We start from the raw sequence: 16,692 nt of genomic DNA on the forward strand, positions 1-16,692 counted from the left end.
AGTCACTCCGAGGTCTGCGCAGGCCGCAAAGCGTCCTGCGGGAAAAAGCGCCGGTGGGTAAGCACCGGCATGCGCGCCCGGATGGACGCCTGTTCTTCGCTGTCGCGCGTGGCCAGCAAGACTGCTTCGCCACGCGCCTGTTGCGCGACGATCCGCCCCCAAGGGTCGACGATCGCCGCCTGGCCGTGGGTTTCCCGCGGCCCTGGATGCATGCCGCCCTGGGCGGCGGCCAGTACATAGCACTGGGTCTCGATGGCCCGCGCGCGGATCAGCACTTCCCAGTGCGCCGCGCCGGTCACTGCGGTGAACGCCGCCGGTGCACTGATCAGCTCGGCACCGGCAGCGCGCAGGGCGCTGTACAGCTCTGGAAAGCGCAGGTCGTAGCACACCGACAAGCCCAGGCGCCCCACTGGCGTATCGGCGACCACCACCTGGCTGCCATGGGCGTAGTCATCCGACTCGCGGTAGCGGCCACGGTTGTCGGCCACATCCACGTCGAACAGGTGCAGCTTGTCGTAGCGCGCGGCGATCTCGCCGTGCTCATCGATCAGCAGCGAGCAGGCGTGGGACTTTGCCTCAGGCTGGCCGACCGGTGGCAGCGGCAGCGTGCCGGCGACAATCCATAACTTGAGGTCGCGGGCCGTGCGTTTCAACCACGGCAGGATCGGCCCCTCGCCCAGGGCCTCGGCCCGCCCGATGGCGGCAGCGTCGCGCCGGCCCATGGCCGCGAAATTCTCCGGCAGCACCGCCAGCCGCGCACCGCCGGCAGCGGCCTGCTCGAGCAGCGCAGTGGCACGTTGCAGGTTGGCCAGCACATCGTCCTGGCTGACCATCTGGATCACTGCTGACGTCATCGCAACCCCGGGCTTATTTATCAAAAGGTTTCACAAAGGTGATTTTAGGCTCTTTCACCGGCCCCTCGACGCGGTAATGCACGCTGGCAAAACGCGCCACACGGTCGCCGATCAGGCGGTCGACCAGGAACAGTGCCCCACCCACTGCCGGCGCACCGATGATCAGCGCGGCGAGCGGCAGGTTGTTGGTCACCGGCAGCGTCACCATCAGGTTGGCGTCGACCCGATCGCGCGCCAGATCCAGGGTGCCATCGAGCTCAAAGTTGCTCGACGGGCCGGTGACGGTGATCGGTTCGCGGGTCACGTACACGCCCTCGCTCGCCACCAGCAGGCCTTTCACCCGGTCGTAGGCCAGGCCTTTGCTGAACAGGTCGGAGAAGTCCAGGCGCAAGCGTCGGCCAATCGAGTTGAAGTTGAGCAGGCCGAACACCCGCAGGGCCTGGGCGCTGCCTTCGACCTCGACGAACTGACCGGTACGCAGCGCCGCGTCGAGGCTGCCCGAATAGCGATTGAGGCTCACCCAGGCAGGCGAACCCGGCCAGCGGCCGTCCACGTCCATGCGGAAGTCGCGGCTGGTGACGGTGGGCGCAAAGCCCCAGGCCTTGAGCACTTCGGCGAGGTTCTTGCCGTCCAGGCGGCCCTTGTACCAGCTCGAGGTGCTGCCCGCTTCACCTTCCCAACCGCCACTGCCATCGATGTGCAGGCCCTTGAGGTCCAGATCGACGTCGCTGAGGGCGATACCACGGGGGGTCTGGCGTACTTTCAGGGTTGCACTGCCGAACAGGTCGTCGCCTCGGTACAGCTTGTCGATGGTCAGGTCCAGCGGTGGCACGTTGCGCGGATCGACGCTGGCCAACGGGTCCGGAGCGTTCTCCGGCGCGGTCACGTTCGGATCGGCGGGCGGCAGGCGCAGCGATGGCAAGCGGATGGTGAGCGGCACACCCTTGGCATCGGGAATACGTGCATTGCCAATGACTTCCTTGCTGTCCAGGCGCAGGTCCCAGGCTGGGCCGCTGCGCGCCAGGCGCACCACGGCCTGGTTGAGGTCCATGCCGAAAGCCTTGAGCTGGCCAATGCTCAGGTCGACGCCTTGCAGGTTCTGCCGGGCACTGCCGCCTGGGTCCTGGCCGGCCAGGCTCGACATCTGTGCCTGCCAGGGGGCCAGGTCCAGTGTTTCGAGGTGTCCGCGGACCCGCAAGCCCTGGCCGCCGGGCAGGTTGGCCTCACCGCTGCCCAGCAGCAGTTCGCCACGGCCCTGGCCAAGCTTGTCGGCGGGCGCGGCATAGGCAAAGCGGGCCAGGTCTGCATAAGCTGCGTCGATGCGCCGCTCCGGGCCTTGCAAGGTCAGGCTGAAGCGGCTGTCGCGGATATCCGAGGCCGCCTTGCCGAATGGCGCCGGCAGGTCGATGGTCAGGCCCTTGAGCGAAGAGTTGACGGTCAGCCGGTTATCGCGGCTGCCCAGCAGCAATTGCAACTGGTAGGGCAGCTCACCCGAAACGGGCAGCGTCTGCTGGAACTGCAGCCAGTCGGTCAGCGCCTTGAGGCCCACCTGGCCATTGGCGGTGATGCGGCTCTGGATCTGCCCGTCCTTGCCTTCGGCGGCAATCTGCGCCGTGACCGGCTTGCCGAACGCCTGCAGAACAATGTCCTTGCCGCTCAGCCCCTTGTCGTAATCGAAGCTGAAATCACCTTTGAGGCGGCTCAGTTCCAGGGTTGGCGGCGCCACCTTGAGCGTGGCGTTCGCGGTTGCAAAGTCCACCAGCACCTTGGGCCGCTGGCCATGTTCCAGGGGAATGTCCAGCTTGACCTTGCCCTTGAGCGGCCCCTCGCCTTCCCAGCCGGCGAAGATCGCCCCCGTGCCGATGGGGGCTTCCTTGAGAATCTTCAGGCCGTCGCCGAGGCTGCCGTCGAAATCGCCATCCAGGTAAAGGTGGCTGTGCTGCCCCGCGTCGACATGCGGAATGTTGACGCGGACATCACTGACCTGGGTGTCGAGCAGCATGCCACTGCGGGCATTGACGCGAACACCGCTGTCTTCGATGAATACTTCGCCGTCCACCTGCTGCACCTGCGGCCAGCCCGGCTGGAAGTCCAATGCCGCGTCATGCACCTTGAAGAACAGGCTGATGTCGCGGGCATGTGGCGGCGCGCCATGGTTGAGCGAGCCCTGGTACTGGAAGTAGCCCTCGTCGACGTTGCCCTTGACGATGGCACTGCGCAGCCATTCGTCGAGCGCCGGGCTGAGCACCTCGGGCAGGTATTTGGCGGTGTAGCGGCCGTCGCCCTCGGTCATGCCGACACGCAGGTCCATGTAGTCTTCGCGGCCCTCTTCGAACAACAGCCGGATCAGGAAGTCAGCCGCGATCTTGCCCTCTTCGCCCAGCACCTTGATGTAGGGGGCGATCAGCGTGAAGCCTTCCTTGTCGAGCGTCCAGGTCAGGCGGGCGTTGGCTTTCTGGTAATGCCAGGGTTTGGCGAAGATCGGGTACAAATGCAGCATGAGCGCCTCGGTATCCAGGCGCAGCTCGCCCTGACCCAGGTCGCCGCTGATGGCGCCGCTGACATTACCGGCCGCAGGCGCTCCGTGGTAGGCATCGAAGCCGACCTTCTCCAGGTTGGCGGCGAACTGCACGCGCTGGTCGCCTTCGGCCTTGGGGCGGATGTCCAGGCGCACATTGCGCAAGGCGCCCGTGACCTTGAGGGCGTCGACCACGGCCTTGAGGTTGTCCGGCAGCGGCGCCAGGGCGTCGATCAATGGGGTCAGGGGCGTCAGCTCGAGGCGATCGGCCTGGACCTGCCAGGACTCCTCGGCCGGCGTCTGCCCCGTGCGCTGCGCCACTTGCAGGTGAGATTCCCAGCGGGTCTTGCCGATGCTCGCGGCAAGCGAGTCCACGGCCACATCGAAACCTTCGCTGCGGCGCTGGAACCAGGCCGACAACGCCACGTTGTCGAGGGCGACCGCTTTACGCTCGCTGTAGGCGCCCTTGAGTTGCGGTGCATTCAGGCGCACCACGGCGCTTTGCAGCTGGCCTTGGCTCCAGTCGACCCAGAACTCGCCGCCGGCCCGCAGGGTATCGGCTTGCCACTGGCCCAGCAGGCGCGGCGGCAGCCAGCGCGCCCAGTCACTCTGCGGCAGGCTGAGGTAGGCTTCCACCTGGCCATCGCGCCAGGCCCTGGCCGTGGCCCGGCTGCGCAGGCTGACGGCCAGCGGCTGGCCATCGGGCAAGGTGGCGCGCAGGTCCAGGCTCTGGCGCGAGGCACCGGCCTGCAGGCCGAGGCTGACATAGGTGAGGGTAAGGGGCTCGCGCTGCCACGGGTGCAAGGTGACCTGGCTGTCGAACAGGTCGACCCGGCCCAACTGGCGCAGGCGCTTGAGGGCATCTGCCAGGTCGAGCGGCGCATCATCCTTGTGCGGCAAGCCTTCCAGGGCCCAGGCGCCCTGCTCGTTTTCACGCAGGATCAACTGCAGGCCACCGAGCTGGATGCGCGCCAGGCGCACTTCGCGCGCCTTGAGGCTGGCCCACAGGTCCGGCACCAGCTTGACGTCGTCCAGGCGCAGCGCGGCGGCGCCTTCGCCCAGTTGCAGATCGCGCACCCGCAGGACCGGGGCCAGGCCGCTCCAGCGGCCTTCCAGCGCCCCCACATGCACAGGCAGGCCCAAGGCCTGTTCGGCCTTGAGCTCAGCGTCTGCACGGTATTCGGCGACCAGCGGTATCAGTTGCCGACCGAGGCTGACGTAAAGCGCCACTAGCACCGCCAGCAGGGCGCAAATTGCCAACCCCCAGCGGGTCAAGGCGCTCAGAACGCGGGTCAGACGCTCCATGGCCAAGGCCCTCCAAGTCGTCCACTAACTATGGCCGCTGAATAGCGCTTTGCCAGCCCGTCCCTGGGGCAGATAGGTTCAGTGACGGTCAGAGCAGCACCACATCATATTGTTCCTGGGAATACATGGACTCGACCTGGAAGCGGATGGTTCGCCCAATGAAAGTCTCAAGTTCGGCGACGTTACCCGACTCTTCGTCCAGCAGCCGGTCGACCACCTTCTGGTTGGCCAGTACCCGATAGCCCTCTGCCTGGTAGGCACGGGCTTCGCGAAGGATCTCACGGAAGATCTCGTAGCAAATGGTCTCGGGCGTCTTCAGTTTGCCGCGCCCCTGGCAGGCGGCACACGGCTCGCACAGCACCTGTTCGAGGCTCTCGCGGGTGCGCTTGCGGGTCATCTGCACCAGGCCCAGCTCGGTGATGCCGATGATGTTGGTCTTGGCGTGATCGCGCTCCAACTGCTTCTCCAGCGTGCGCAGCACCTGGCGTTGGTGCTCTTCGTCTTCCATGTCGATGAAGTCGATGATGATGATCCCGCCGATGTTGCGCAGGCGCAGTTGCCGGGCAATGGCCGTGGCCGCTTCCAGGTTGGTCTTGAAAATGGTCTCTTCAAGGTTGCGATGGCCGACGAACGCACCGGTGTTGACGTCGATGGTGGTCATCGCCTCCGCCGGGTCGACCACCAGGTAGCCGCCTGACTTGAGCGGCACCTTGCGGTCCAGGGCACGCTGGATTTCGTCCTCCACGCCATACAGGTCGAAGATCGGCCGCTCGCCCGGGTAGTGCTCAAGGCGATCGGCGATTTCCGGCATCAGTTCGCCGACGAACTGCGTGGTCTTCTGGAAAGTTTCTCGTGAGTCGATGCGGATCTTCTCGATCTTGGCGTTGACCAGGTCGCGCAGCGTTCGCAGCGCCAGGCCCAGGTCTTCATAGATCACGGTAGGGGCGCCACAGGTCTTGATCTGCGAGCCAATCTGCTCCCACAAGCGGCGCAGGTAGCGGATGTCCTGGAGAATGTCCTCGGCACGCGCGCCCTCGGCGGCGGTGCGCAGGATGAACCCACCGGCGTCCTTCATCTCTTCCTGGGCCATGCAGTCGGTGACCACCTGCTTGAGGCGATCACGCTCGGCTTCTTCCTCGATTTTCAGCGAGATGCCGACATGGCTGCTGCGCGGCATGTACACCAGGTAGCGCGAGGGGATCGACAACTGGGTGGTGAGGCGCGCGCCCTTGGTACCGATGGGGTCCTTGGTCACCTGCACCACCAGTGCCTGCCCTTCATGCACCAGCGCAGTGATGGTCTCTACCGCCGACCCTTCGCGCAGGGAAATCTCCGAGGCATGGATGAACGCCGCACGCTCAAGGCCGATATCGACGAACGCTGCCTGCATGCCCGGCAACACCCGGACCACCTTGCCTTTATAGATGTTGCCGACGATGCCGCGGCGCTGGGTGCGCTCTACGTGCACCTCCTGCAGGACACCGTTCTCCACCACTGCCACGCGTGATTCCATCGGGGTGATGTTGATCAGAATCTCTTCACTCATGGCAGGCTCTCGTCAAGGTTTTCGGTAATGATGGATCGCTGCGGGATGGCTGGCTAGCGCGCTGTCGAACCCTCTTGCGGCTGCCAGACAGCAACGGCGAATTGCTCCAGCAGCTCGGCGGTCTCGCTCAAGGGCAGGCCGACCACGGCCGAATAGCTGCCCTCGATGCCGCTGACGAATACCGCGCCCAAACCCTGGATGGCATAGCCACCGGCCTTGTCCAGCGGCTCGCCGCTGGCCCAGTAGCGCAGGGCTTCTTCGAAGGAGATGGCGCGAAAACGCACCGTGGTGCTGACGCAGCGGCTGATGCTGCGCCGGCCGTCGGTCAGCGCCACCGCGGTGAGCACCTGGTGCTCGCGCTTGGACAGGTCGCCGAGCATCGCCAGGAAGTGTTCGCGGTCTTCTGGCTTGCCGAGGATTTCGTCATCGAGCACCACCGTGGTGTCCGCGCCCAGCACCACGCCGTTGCCGTCGGTGTGAGCGAAACCGGCCACCGCCTTGGCCTGGGCCAGGCGCTCGACATAGGCTGCCGGGGCTTCGCCGGGCAACGGGGTTTCATCGATGGGGGCACTGACGACCGTGAACGGCACGCCGATCTGGGTCAGCAGTTCACGACGACGCGGCGAACCGGAGGCCAGGTAAAGTTGAGGCATGTGGACATCTCCCTGTCAGTGGTGGCGCAGCGTCAATGAATGTGCAAGCGCACGCGCAAGCCGCGCAGGGCGAAGCTGACCCACGGCCAGAGCAAGGCACTGATCACCGCCGACCAGACCAACGCCAGCGTTGGCAGGCGGTTGCCGGTCAGGGCGCTGAGCCACAGCTGGATCAGTTGGGCGATACCGAAGATCACCAGGATCACCAGGCTCTGCTGCCACATGGGGAACATGCGCAGGCGCTGCTGCAGCGACAGCACGAGGAACGTGATGAGGGTAAGGATGAGCGCGTTCTGCCCCAGCAAAGTGCCGTACAGCACATCTTCCGCCAGGCCCAGCACGAAGGCGGTGGTCATGCCGACCTTGGTGGGCACCGTGAGGGTCCAGAACGCCAGCAGCAACGCCAGCCACATGGGCCGGAACACTTCCATGAACTGCGGCATCGGCGAGACGCTGAGCAACAGGCCGATGGCAAAGGTCAGCCAGATGGCCCAGCCGTTTCTGCTACGGGTGCTGGCCATTATTGCCTCCGGGGTTGAGCGGGCGCTGCGGCCGGGTGGGCCGGGGCCGTGACGTTTGCGGCAGGTGCCGGAGCTGCGGCGGGTGCGGCAGGCTGCGCGGCGTTGGCCGCGGCTGGCGTTGCCGGGGCTGCAGGTGCCTGGCCATGCCCGGCCCCCTGGCGGTCGGCTTCTTCCTGGGCAATCGCCGCTTCCGTTGCACGCTCTTCCGGGGTCCGCCGGTCGCTGAACACCAGCAGCATGTAGCGGCTGCGGTTGAGCGCGGCAGTCGGGATGGCGCGGACGATGGCGAATGGCTGGCCGGAATCGTGGATCACTTCGTTGACCGTGGCCACCGGGTAGCCGGCCGGGAAGCGTTGGCCCATGCCGGAGCTGACCAGCAGGTCGCCTTCCTTGACGTCGGCAGTGTCGGCTACGTGGCGCAGTTCCAGGCGCTCCGGGTTGCCGGTGCCGCTGGCGATGGCGCGCAGGCCGTTGCGGTTGACCTGCACCGGAATGCTGTGGGTGGTATCGGTGAGCAGCAGCACCCGCGAGGTGTACGGCATCAGCTCGACCACCTGGCCCATCAGGCCACGGGCATCGAGCACCGGCTGGCCGAGGAACACGCCGTCGCGCTCGCCCTTGTTGATCAGGATGCGGTGGGTGAACGGGTTGGGATCGACACCGATCAGCTCGGCAACCTCGACCTTCTCGTTGACCAGCGCCGAGGAATTGAGCAGCTCACGCAGGCGCACGTTCTGCTCGGTCAAGGCCGCCAGCTTTTGCAGGCGCCCTTGCAGCAGCAAGGCTTCGGTCTTGAGTTTCTCGTTTTCGGCGATCAGCTCGGTGCGGCTGCCGAACTGGCCAGCCACACCCTGCCACATGCGCTGCGGCAGGTCGGTGATCCAGTAGGACTCCATCAACACCAGGCCCATCTGGCTGCGCACGGGCTTGAGCAGGTCGAAACGCGAGTCGACCACCATCAGTGCGATCGACATCACCACCAGCACGAGCAGGCGTACGCCCAGCGAGGGGCCTTTGGAGAAAAGCGGTTTAATGGGCCGTTCCTCGCGGACGACTCAGGAAGTCACTGAACATGGGGCAACGCACCGGCCTGCTTGCGGATTGACGGAAAACGACGCCCTCACGGGCGCCAACCCAGCGCATACAGGTAGCACTGCGCGTGCTACCTGTAAACCGGGTGATGAAACGGCAGCGTCAGGGCTCACTCGCTGGAGAGCAGGTCCATCGCGTGCTTGTCCATCATTTCCAGGGCGCGGCCGCCGCCACGGGCGACGCAGGTCAGCGGGTCTTCGGCGACGATCACCGGCAGGCCGGTTTCCTGGGCCAGCAGCTTGTCCAGGTCACGCAGCAGCGCGCCACCACCGGTCAGCACCAGGCCGCGCTCGGCGATGTCCGAGGCCAGCTCAGGCGGCGATTGCTCCAGGGCGCTCTTGACCGCCTGGACGATAGTCGCCAGCGACTCTTGCAGAGCTTCAAGCACTTCGTTGGAGTTCAAGGTGAAGGCACGTGGAACGCCCTCGGCCAGATTACGGCCACGGACGTCGACTTCGCGCACTTCGCCGCCCGGGTAGGCGGTGCCGATTTCCTGCTTGATGCGCTCGGCGGTGGACTCGCCGATCAGGCTGCCGTAGTTACGGCGCACGTAGGTGACGATGGCTTCGTCGAAGCGGTCGCCGCCAACACGCACGGACTCGGCATAGACCACGCCGTTGAGCGAGATCAGCGCGATTTCGGTGGTACCGCCACCAATATCGACGACCATCGAACCGCGGGCTTCTTCGACCGGCAGGCCGGCACCGATGGCAGCGGCCATCGGCTCTTCGATCAGGAACACTTCACGGGCACCGGCACCCAGGGCCGACTCGCGAATGGCGCGACGCTCTACCTGGGTCGACTTGCACGGCACGCAGATCAGCACGCGAGGGCTGGGCTGCAGGAAGCTGTTTTCGTGAACTTTGTTGATGAAATACTGCAACATTTTTTCACAAACGCTGAAGTCGGCGATCACGCCATCTTTCATCGGACGAATGGCCGCGATGTTGCCGGGTGTACGGCCCAGCATGCGCTTGGCTTCGGTACCGACAGCGACGACGCTTTTCTGGTTGCCGTGGGTACGGATGGCAACAACCGAGGGCTCATTCAGGACGATACCGCGCTCACGCACGTAAATAAGGGTGTTGGCAGTACCCAGGTCGATAGACAGATCGCTGGAAAACATGCCACGCAGTTTCTTGAACATGGGAAAGTGACCCTGGGGAAAGCGTGGGTAAAAAAGTGCGGCAAACTCTAACAATGGCAGGGATTTTGGGCAAGGAGCCAATATGTTAAATTGGCTGTTTTTCCGAGCATGCCTACCGATGATCGCGGCCCTTTGACCGCCAGAATCCTGACATGTTCCTCATTTTGTTAGCGGACAATTCCGTTCATCGTTCCCCCTGGAGATCCCCATGGCGCTGCAACGCTCCGACGTGGAAAAGATCGCCCATCTGGCCCGCCTGGGCCTGAATGAAGGCGAGCTGCCACGCATTACCGACGCCTTGAACAGCATTCTCGGGCTGGTCGACCAGATGCAAGCCGTCGACACCACAGGCATCGAACCCCTCGCCCACCCGCTGGAAACCACCCAGCGCCTGCGTCCCGACCAGGTCACCGAGAGCAATCAGCGCGACCAGTATCAAGCCGTCGCCCCGTCGACCGAGAACGGTCTGTACCTGGTTCCGAAAGTCATCGATTAAGGGATAGCGCCTGCCATGCATCAATTCACTCTGGCCGAGATCGCCCGCGGCCTCGCTGACAAGTCGTTCTCTTCGGCAGAACTGACCGGCGCGCTGCTGTCGCGCATCAAGCAGCTCGACCCACAGCTCAACAGCTTCATCACCGTCACCGAAGAGCAGGCCCTGGAGCAGGCGCGCGCCGCCGACGCCCGCCGCGCCGCCGGTGAAACCGGTGCGCTGCTGGGCGCGCCGATCGCCCACAAGGACCTGTTCTGCACCAACGGCACCCGCACCAGCTGCGGCTCGAAGATGCTCGACAACTTCACCGCCCCGTATGACGCCACCGTGGTCGCCAAACTGGCCGCAGCCGGCATGGTCACCCTGGGCAAGACCAACATGGACGAGTTCGCCATGGGCTCGGCCAACGAGTCCAGCCACTACGGCGCGGTGAAGAACCCGTGGAACCTGGAACACGTGCCTGGCGGTTCGTCCGGCGGCTCGGCCGCGGCCGTGGCCGCGCGCCTGCTGCCGGCCACCACCGGTACCGACACCGGCGGTTCGATCCGCCAACCGGCGGCCTTCACCAACCTGACCGGCCTCAAGCCGACCTACGGCCGTGTTTCGCGCTGGGGCATGATTGCCTATGCCTCCAGCCTCGACCAGGGCGGCCCGCTGGCCCGTACCGCTGAAGACTGCGCCCTGCTGCTGCAAGGCATGGCCGGTTTCGACGCCAAGGACTCGACCTCGGTCGACGAGCCAGTGCCGGACTTCAGCGCCAGCCTGAACGGCTCGCTGCAAGGCCTGCGCATCGGCGTGCCGAAGGAATACTTCGGTGCCGGCCTCGACCCGCGCATCGCCGAACTGGTGCATGCCAGCGTCAAGGAGCTGGAAAAGCTCGGCGCCGTGGTCAAGCAAATCAGCCTGCCGAACATGCAGCACGCCATCCCGGCCTACTACGTGATCGCCCCGGCGGAAGCGTCCTCCAACCTGTCGCGTTTCGACGGCGTGCGCTTCGGCTACCGCTGCGAAAACCCCAAAGACCTCACCGACCTGTACAAGCGCTCGCGCGGTGAAGGCTTCGGCGTCGAAGTGCAGCGCCGGATCATGGTCGGCACCTACGCCCTGTCGGCCGGCTACTACGATGCCTACTACGTCAAGGCGCAGCAGATCCGCCGCCTGATCAAGAACGACTTCGTGGCCGCCTTCCACGACGTCGACGTGATCCTCGGCCCGACCACGCCAAACCCGGCCTGGAAGCTCGGCGCCAAGAGCAGCGACCCGGTCGCCGCCTACCTGGAAGACGTCTACACCATCACCGCCAACCTGGCGGGCCTGCCGGGCCTGTCGATGCCGGCCGGCTTCGTCGATGGCCTGCCGGTGGGCGTGCAGCTGCTGGCCCCGTATTTCCAGGAAGGCCGCCTGCTCAACATCGCGCACCGTTACCAGCAAGTCACCGACTGGCACACCCGCGCCCCCAACGGCTTCTGAGGAATTCACACATGCAATGGGAAGTTGTGATCGGGCTGGAAATTCATACCCAGCTCGCCACCCAGTCGAAGATTTTCTCCGGCAGCGCCACCACCTTCGGTTCCGAGCCGAACACCCAGGCCAGCCTGGTCGATCTGGGCATGCCCGGCGTACTGCCGGTGCTCAACCAGGAAGCCGTGCGCATGGCGTGCATGTTCGGCCTGGCGATCGATGCCGAAATCGGCCCGCGCAACGTGTTCGCGCGCAAGAACTACTTCTACCCTGACCTGCCCAAGGGCTACCAGATCAGCCAGATGGACCTGCCGATCGTCGGCAAGGGCCACCTGGACATCGCCCTGGAAGACGGCACCGTCAAGCGCATTGGCGTGACCCGCGCGCACCTTGAAGAAGACGCCGGCAAAAGCCTGCACGAAGACTTCAACGGCGCCACCGGCATCGACCTGAACCGCGCCGGCACGCCGCTGCTGGAAATCGTCTCCGAGCCGGACATGCGCAGCGCCAAAGAGGCCGTGGCCTACGTCAAGGCGATCCATGCCCTGGTGCGCTACCTGGGCATCTGCGACGGCAACATGGCCGAAGGCTCGCTGCGCTGCGACTGCAACGTGTCGATCCGCCCGAAAGGCCAGGCCGAGTTCGGCACCCGCTGCGAGATCAAGAACGTCAACTCGTTCCGCTTCATCGAGCGCGCGATCAACAGCGAAATCCAGCGCCAGATCGACCTGATCGAGGACGGCGGCAAGGTGGTGCAGGAAACCCGCCTGTACGACCCGAACAAGGATGAGACCCGCTCCATGCGCAGCAAGGAGGAAGCCAACGACTACCGTTACTTCCCCGACCCGGACCTGCTGCCGGTGGTCATCGAGCCTGCGTTCCTCGACAGCGTGCGCGCCGGCCTGCCGGAGCTGCCACCGCAGAAAGTCGAACGCTTCCAGAGCCAGTACGGCCTGTCGGCCTACGACGCCAACGTGCTGGCCTCCAGCCGCGAACAGGCCGACTACTTCGAACAGGTGGTGAAGATCGGCGGCGACGCCAAGCTGGCCGCCAACTGGGTCATGGTCGAGCTGGGCAGCCTGCTGAACAAGCTGGGCCTGGAGATCGATCAGTCGCCGGTCAGCGCCGAGCAACTGGGCGGCATGCTGCTGCGCATCCGTGACAACACCATCAGCGGCAAGATTGCCAAGACCGTGTTCGAGGCCATGGCCGCTGGCGAAGGCGATGCCGACAGCATCATCGAAAGCAAAGGCCTGAAGCAGGTCACCGACACCGGCGCGATCGACAAGATGCTCGACGAGATGCTCGCCGCCAACGCCGACCAGGTCGAACAGTACCGCGCCGCTGACGAAGCCAAGCGCGGCAAGATGTTCGGCTTCTTCGTCGGCCAGGCGATGAAGGCCTCGAAAGGTAAGGCCAACCCGGGACAAGTGAACCAATTGCTCAAGTCCAAGCTCGAAGGGTGACCTGAAAGCGCGGCGAGGGCTTCGCCCTCGTTCGCGGGTAAACCCGCTCCCACAGGACAGCGACATACCTGTGGGAGCGGGTTTACCCGCGAAGGGCCGCACAGCGGCCCCAATGGCGGAGCTTCCAAATTGCAGAAATATTTCCTCACCAGCCTCACCCTCTTCGCCCTGCTGGCCGGCTGCGCCAGCCACGACATCGACCCACGCGGTTACAACGAAACCGGCACCGCCTCCTACTACGGCAGCCGCCACCACGGCAAACGCACCGCCAGTGGCGAACCGTTCAACCAGCATGGCCTCACCGCCGCCCACCGCAGCCTGCCCTTCGGCAGCCGGGTGCTGGTGACCAACCTCGCCAACCAGCGCAGCGTGGTGGTACGCATCAACGACCGCGGCCCGCACACACGCGGCCGGCTGATCGACCTGTCACGCGCCGCAGCAGAAAAAATCGGCATGCTCCGTAGCGGAACGGCGCGAGTCCGGGTACAAGGTCTGAGCGATTGACCTGACTGGAGCCCTCGCCATTTTCGACCTGGCCACCCTCCCCACCTTCAGCCTGCTGCAACTGGGCCTGGGCCTGCTGTTGCTGATCCTCGGCGCCGAGCTGCTGGTGCGCGCGGCGCTGCGCCTGGCCACCCGCCTGCATGTTCGCCCGCTGATCATCGGCCTGAGCCTGGTGGCGTTCGGCAGTACCGCGCCGCAACTCACCGTCAGCCTGCAGGCTGCCTATCAAGGCGCGCCCGATGTGGCGGTGGGCAGCGTGATCGGCAGCAATATCTTCAACGTGCTGGTGATTCTCGGCCTGGCCGCGCTGATCATTCCGCTGCGCGTGTCGCGCCAGCTGGTGCGCCTGGACATTCCCTTGATGATCGCCGCCAGCGGCCTGGTCTATCTGCTGGCCGGCAATGGCCAGCTGGGGCGCTTCGAAGGTGCGCTGTTGCTGCTCGGCCTGCTCGGCTACCTGCTGATGCTCCGGCACCAGTCACGCCACCATGCGCGCACCTACCCGGCAGCGAATACGCCGGTCACAGGCGCCGGACGCTTCTGGAGCGGCGTATTGCTGCAGGTGTTCCTGGGCCTCGGCCTGCTGAGCCTGGCCGGGCACCTGCTGCTGCAGGCCGCCGTCGAGGTCGCCACCGACCTCGGGCTCTCCGAACGGGTCATCGGCCTGACCGTGGTCGCGGTGTGCACTTCGTTGCCGGAGTTGGCCGCCGCCCTGATCGCCGCGCTGCGCGGCGAACGCGAGGTGGCCGTGGGCACGGTAATCGGCAGCAACCTGTTCAACCTGCTGGCGGTGCTGGGGCTGACCGCCGTGGTTGCACCCGAGCCGCTGTCGATCTCGCCCAACGCCCTGGATTTCGACCTGCCGGTGATGCTCGGGGTCGCGGCGCTGTGCCTGCCGGTGTTCTATTCGGGCTTTCGGGTGACCCGCGCCGAGGGCTTGGTGTTCCTCTGCCTGTACCTGGCCTACGGCCTGCACGTGGTGACGTTCACCACCGGGCTGCCCCTGGCCGGGCGCCTGGAAAACCTGATGCTGTTCTACGTTCTGCCAGCGCTCGGCGTCGTGCTGCTGTATACGACATTGCGCGCCTGGCGCCGCCAACACTAGGCTTTGTACGAAAAGTGCCTGCGCGACGATCATGCTGCGTTGAAAACAGGCTCGGAATGCTCATTTGCAACTAGCAAACTCCGCTTCCTCGCCTGTTTTCGCCTTGCCTGATCGCCGCTCGGCGACTTTTCGTACAAACCCAAAGGAAAACAACATGGCTGATACGAAACAGACCGGCGAAAGCATTCGCCGCCAGGTGATGGGCGATGCCTTCGTCGACCGCGCCCTGGGCAATGCGACCGCGTTCACCCAACCGCTGCAGGACTTCGTCAACGAACATGCCTGGGGCAGCGTCTGGGCCCGCGACGGCCTGCCACTGAAGACCCGCAGCCTGATCACCCTGGCAACGCTGACCGCGCTCAAGTGCCCGCAAGAGCTCAAGGGGCATGTGCGCGGGGCGTTGAACAATGGCTGTACGGTGGAGGAGATTCGCGAGGCGTTGCTGCATTGCGCCGTGTATGCCGGCGTACCGGCGGCGATCGATGCGTTCCGGGCGGCGCAGGAAGTGATCGACAGCTACCAGAACTGAGAGCTCACAAACCTCTTCGCGGGTAAACCCGCTCCCACAGGTACTGTGCATTCCCTGGGATGGCACAGCACCTGTGGGAGCGGGTTTACCCGCGAAGAAGCCAACGCGAAAACCGAAGTCAGGCCTTGGCCTGACGGGCCTTCTTCATGCGGAACGCCACCCAAAGCACCAGGATCCACGCCGGGATCAGCATCACCGAGATACGAATCGGTGGCGTCAGGTACATCACCACCAGAATCAGCACGATGAACGCCAGGCACAGGTAGTTGCTCACCGGGTGCCCCCAGCTGCGGTAGGACGGCGTGATGCCGACCGCCAGCTTGGCCTTGCGGAACTTCAGGTGGGTGATGCTGATGCTCGCCCAGTTGATCACCAGCGCCGAAACGGCCAGGGCCATCAACAGGCCGAAGGCTTCACCGGGCATCAGGTAGTTGATCAGCACGCACATCCCCGTGGCGAATGCCGACACGCCCAATGCGGTGAGCGGCACGCCCCGACGGCTGACTTTGAGCAGCTGGCGCGGCGCATCACCCTGGGAGGCCAGGCCGAACAGCATGCGGCTGTTGGCGTAGACACAGCTGTTGTACACCGACAGCGCGGCGGTCAGCACCACCACGTTGAGGATGGTCGCCACCAGGTCGCTGTCCAGCTCGTGGAAGATCATCACGAACGGGCTGCCGCCCTGCACCACCTTCTGCCACGGATACAGCGACAGCAGCACCGCCAGGGCACCGATGTAGAAGATCAGGATGCGATACACCACCTGGTTGGTGGCTTTGGGGATGCTCTCGCGCGGGTTTTCGGCTTCGGCAGCAGTGATGCCGACCAGCTCCAGGCCGCCGAAGGAGAACATGATCACCGCCAGCGCCATGATCAGCCCGGTCACGCCATTGGGGAAGAAGCCACCGTATTGCCACAGGTTGGCGACGCTGGCGTCCGGCCCGCCGTGGCCGCTGCCCAGCAGCCAGGCACCAAAGCCGATCATGCTGACGATGGCCACCACCTTGATCAGGGCGAACCAGAACTCCATCTCGCCATACACCTTCACCTGGGTCAGGTTGATGGCGTTGATGGCCACGAAGAAGATCGCTGCCGTGGCCCAGGTGGGGAAATCCGGCCACCAGTACTGCACGTAGATGCCCACGGCGGTGAGCTCGGCCATGCCGACCAGCACGTAGACCACCCAGTAGTTCCAACCCGAGACGAAGCCTGCGAACTCGCTCCAGTAGTGGTGCGCGAAGTGACTGAAGCTGCCGGCCACCGGCTCCTCGACCACCATCTCGCCAAGCTGGCGCATGATCAGGAAGGCCATCAGGCCGGCGACGGCATAGCCCAACAGCACGGAGGGGCCGGCCAGCTGGATGGTCTGGGCGATGCCCAGGAACAACCCGGTGCCGATGGCACCGCCCAGCGCGATCAGCTGGATATGGCGATTCTTCAGCCCGCGCTGCAAGCGCTCGGGCGTGCTCTGGTCTTGCATGAAGTGTCCTTTAGGTGA

Annotated in this window: 14 protein-coding genes; 6 read left to right on the forward strand and 8 right to left on the reverse strand. The window is 65.1% G+C overall.

Features of this window, described 5'->3' with window-relative positions:
- Positions 1-2: 2 nt before the first annotated feature.
- The 7 genes from LOY51_RS21760 to mreB all read right to left on the reverse strand — a co-directional run bounded on the left by LOY51_RS21760 (position 3) and on the right by mreB (position 9,636).
- A complete protein-coding gene (locus tag LOY51_RS21760) occupies positions 3-854 on the reverse strand; it encodes a carbon-nitrogen hydrolase family protein (RefSeq protein WP_258643018.1) in 852 nt (283 codons plus the stop codon).
- Positions 855-867: 13 nt separating this feature from the next.
- Positions 868-4,677, reverse strand: coding sequence for a YhdP family protein (locus LOY51_RS21765; RefSeq protein ID WP_258643019.1), 3,810 nt, complete (start codon positions 4,675-4,677; stop codon positions 868-870).
- An 88-nt stretch (positions 4,678-4,765) separates the two neighbouring features.
- Positions 4,766-6,223 (reverse strand): ribonuclease G, encoded by a 1,458-nt coding sequence (gene rng, locus LOY51_RS21770; RefSeq protein ID WP_125465353.1) that lies wholly within the window; start codon positions 6,221-6,223, stop codon positions 4,766-4,768.
- 53 nt (positions 6,224-6,276) lie between these two features.
- Positions 6,277-6,876 (reverse strand): Maf family protein, encoded by a 600-nt coding sequence (locus LOY51_RS21775; RefSeq protein WP_125465354.1) that lies wholly within the window; start codon positions 6,874-6,876, stop codon positions 6,277-6,279.
- Between the two features lie 32 nt (positions 6,877-6,908).
- The gene (gene mreD / locus LOY51_RS21780; RefSeq protein WP_125465355.1) at positions 6,909-7,397 is read right to left on the reverse strand and encodes a rod shape-determining protein MreD; all 489 of its coding nucleotides are present in this window, start codon (positions 7,395-7,397) and stop codon (positions 6,909-6,911) included.
- Positions 7,397-8,383 (reverse strand): rod shape-determining protein MreC, encoded by a 987-nt coding sequence (gene mreC, locus LOY51_RS21785; protein WP_374045899.1) that lies wholly within the window; start codon positions 8,381-8,383, stop codon positions 7,397-7,399. The genes mreD and mreC overlap by 1 nt, the downstream gene beginning before the upstream one ends.
- A gap of 215 nt (positions 8,384-8,598) precedes the next feature.
- Entirely contained in the window at positions 8,599-9,636 is a 1,038-nt protein-coding gene (gene mreB, locus LOY51_RS21790) for a rod shape-determining protein MreB (RefSeq protein ID WP_003255163.1), read from the reverse strand.
- A 208-nt stretch (positions 9,637-9,844) separates the two neighbouring features.
- On the opposite strand from mreB, the gene gatC reads away from it, so the two are divergent.
- The 6 genes from gatC to LOY51_RS21820 all read left to right on the forward strand — a co-directional run bounded on the left by gatC (position 9,845) and on the right by LOY51_RS21820 (position 15,194).
- Positions 9,845-10,132 carry an Asp-tRNA(Asn)/Glu-tRNA(Gln) amidotransferase subunit GatC gene (gene gatC, locus LOY51_RS21795; RefSeq protein WP_110993452.1) on the forward strand — a complete coding sequence of 96 codons (288 nt, stop codon included), beginning with the start codon at positions 9,845-9,847 and terminating at the stop codon, positions 10,130-10,132.
- A 15-nt stretch (positions 10,133-10,147) separates the two neighbouring features.
- Positions 10,148-11,599: an Asp-tRNA(Asn)/Glu-tRNA(Gln) amidotransferase subunit GatA gene (gene gatA / locus LOY51_RS21800; protein WP_125465357.1), complete on the forward strand. Its 1,452-nt coding sequence runs from the start codon at positions 10,148-10,150 to the stop codon at positions 11,597-11,599.
- 11 nt (positions 11,600-11,610) lie between these two features.
- Positions 11,611-13,056, forward strand: coding sequence for an Asp-tRNA(Asn)/Glu-tRNA(Gln) amidotransferase subunit GatB (gatB, locus tag LOY51_RS21805; protein ID WP_125465358.1), 1,446 nt, complete (start codon positions 11,611-11,613; stop codon positions 13,054-13,056).
- A gap of 129 nt (positions 13,057-13,185) precedes the next feature.
- Positions 13,186-13,560, forward strand: coding sequence for a septal ring lytic transglycosylase RlpA family protein (locus tag LOY51_RS21810; protein ID WP_125860105.1), 375 nt, complete (start codon positions 13,186-13,188; stop codon positions 13,558-13,560).
- Positions 13,561-13,621: 61 nt separating this feature from the next.
- On the forward strand, positions 13,622-14,665 hold the full coding sequence (locus tag LOY51_RS21815; RefSeq protein WP_258646703.1) for a calcium/sodium antiporter: 1,044 nt from the start codon (positions 13,622-13,624) through the stop codon (positions 14,663-14,665).
- A gap of 154 nt (positions 14,666-14,819) precedes the next feature.
- Positions 14,820-15,194, forward strand: coding sequence for a carboxymuconolactone decarboxylase family protein (locus tag LOY51_RS21820; protein ID WP_125465361.1), 375 nt, complete (start codon positions 14,820-14,822; stop codon positions 15,192-15,194).
- A gap of 118 nt (positions 15,195-15,312) precedes the next feature.
- Here the strand turns inward: LOY51_RS21820 and LOY51_RS21825 are convergent, their stop codons facing one another.
- Positions 15,313-16,674 (reverse strand): amino acid permease, encoded by a 1,362-nt coding sequence (locus tag LOY51_RS21825; protein ID WP_125465362.1) that lies wholly within the window; start codon positions 16,672-16,674, stop codon positions 15,313-15,315.
- Between the last annotated feature and the right edge of the window lie 18 nt (positions 16,675-16,692).

The sequence above is a fragment of the Pseudomonas sichuanensis genome, from assembly GCF_024749065.1.
Classification (GTDB): domain Bacteria; phylum Pseudomonadota; class Gammaproteobacteria; order Pseudomonadales; family Pseudomonadaceae; genus Aquipseudomonas; species Aquipseudomonas sichuanensis.

Excerpts from the sequence above, each read along its gene's own strand:
- gatB (WP_125465358.1), top strand. The coding sequence starts at position 11,611 with ATGCAATGGGAAGTTGTGATCGGGCTGGAAATTCATACCCAGCTCGCC.
- LOY51_RS21825 (WP_125465362.1), bottom strand. The coding sequence starts at position 16,674 with ATGCAAGACCAGAGCACGCCCGAGCGCTTGCAGCGCGGGCTGAAGAAT.
- mreD (WP_125465355.1), bottom strand. The coding sequence starts at position 7,397 with ATGGCCAGCACCCGTAGCAGAAACGGCTGGGCCATCTGGCTGACCTTT.
- gatA (WP_125465357.1), top strand. The coding sequence starts at position 10,148 with ATGCATCAATTCACTCTGGCCGAGATCGCCCGCGGCCTCGCTGACAAG.
- LOY51_RS21820 (WP_125465361.1), top strand. The coding sequence starts at position 14,820 with ATGGCTGATACGAAACAGACCGGCGAAAGCATTCGCCGCCAGGTGATG.
- LOY51_RS21765 (WP_258643019.1), bottom strand. The coding sequence starts at position 4,677 with ATGGAGCGTCTGACCCGCGTTCTGAGCGCCTTGACCCGCTGGGGGTTG.
- LOY51_RS21760 (WP_258643018.1), bottom strand. The coding sequence starts at position 854 with ATGACGTCAGCAGTGATCCAGATGGTCAGCCAGGACGATGTGCTGGCC.
- gatC (WP_110993452.1), top strand. The coding sequence starts at position 9,845 with ATGGCGCTGCAACGCTCCGACGTGGAAAAGATCGCCCATCTGGCCCGC.
- rng (WP_125465353.1), bottom strand. The coding sequence starts at position 6,223 with ATGAGTGAAGAGATTCTGATCAACATCACCCCGATGGAATCACGCGTG.
- mreB (WP_003255163.1), bottom strand. The coding sequence starts at position 9,636 with ATGTTCAAGAAACTGCGTGGCATGTTTTCCAGCGATCTGTCTATCGAC.
- LOY51_RS21775 (WP_125465354.1), bottom strand. The coding sequence starts at position 6,876 with ATGCCTCAACTTTACCTGGCCTCCGGTTCGCCGCGTCGTCGTGAACTG.